The 1,039-nt window shown below is 34.2% G+C and carries 1 protein-coding gene; it reads right to left on the bottom strand.

All coding sequences use genetic code 11. The features are described from left to right. A partial coding sequence (locus tag ACIGHG_RS25650) for a VanZ family protein (protein ID WP_396551308.1) occupies positions 1-756 on the bottom strand: 756 nt, incomplete at its 3' end. Positions 757-1,039 lie beyond the last annotated feature (283 nt).

The raw sequence follows: 1,039 nt of genomic DNA, 5'->3' as shown, positions 1-1,039 counted from the left end.
TTTTCCATCTAGCAGTATAGTGATTTCACCCTTGTCTGGAATGCTAAAATAAGAGTAGAACATCACCTCTTTCTTGTTCTCCAAGATGTAAGTATATGATTTGCTTTTATCACCTTCACTGTTATACACGTTCATTTTGGGTTCTATTTTCTTACCTGCTACGGTGAAACTTGGAAGATTTTCAGTTATGGGCATGGTTCCATTCATTTCTTTCACATTGTGTAATGCTTGAATCGGGCCTTCTCTTTTCGCCACAACATAATTGATGGTTTCTGAGATCACGATTACTCCAACTAGAAGAACAACAATAAATAGAGCCGAAGTAATAAGCTTTTTATAAGAAATTTTTGAAGAAAACCCCACTCTATAGGCAATAAATCCTATCGCTGCACCTAATGTATTAGATAAAACATCAGCTACATCAAAGCCGCCAAGATGAGTTAAAGCCTGCAACGATTCCAGAACGAGAATCGTTAAGACAAACAAGGATATGAACTTCCCAAAACCAGAACGATACAACAGAGGAATTACTATTCCAAAAGGGATAAAAGCAGCAATGTTTCCAAAGTCAAATAACCATGAAAAAGTTGGTTCTGGAAATTGAAGCGGAACACTGTTCAGAACAAGCAAAAATGTGTATCCATAATCGCTGGTTACATCATCTAATCTATTAAAAGCAAAGAACATAAAATATAAAATTAAAATTGTATATAAAATGGTTCCTGCAATGATGAATTTCCGTAACTTTGCTTCCATAATCTCTCCTTAATTTCGACATATTATTTACCACAAATTATTATTATACTAAATTGTGATTATAAAGCGTATTTTTCTTCAGGGGTTCAAAAAAAACAGAATCGTTGCCGTACCCCCTATATAATAGTAGGTAATTATTTTCTTTTTCTCTTTTAATGGACTTTTTCAGTGCCCTTATTTCCGGAGTCCGGAGGGGGTCTTTTTTCATAAGAGATCCTCATTTGGTAACGAAAAACAAGTTAGAATTTACAATTTTATTACTATTACACTGTTTTCAGTGTCC

Origin of the sequence: Bacillus sp. NPDC077411 (assembly GCF_044543425.1) — a bacterium.
Classification (GTDB): Bacteria; Bacillota; Bacilli; order Bacillales; family Bacillaceae_G; genus Bacillus_A; species Bacillus_A bruguierae.
The sequence above is the reverse complement of the archived record's forward strand: the minus strand, read 5'-3'. Positions and strand labels throughout refer to the sequence as shown.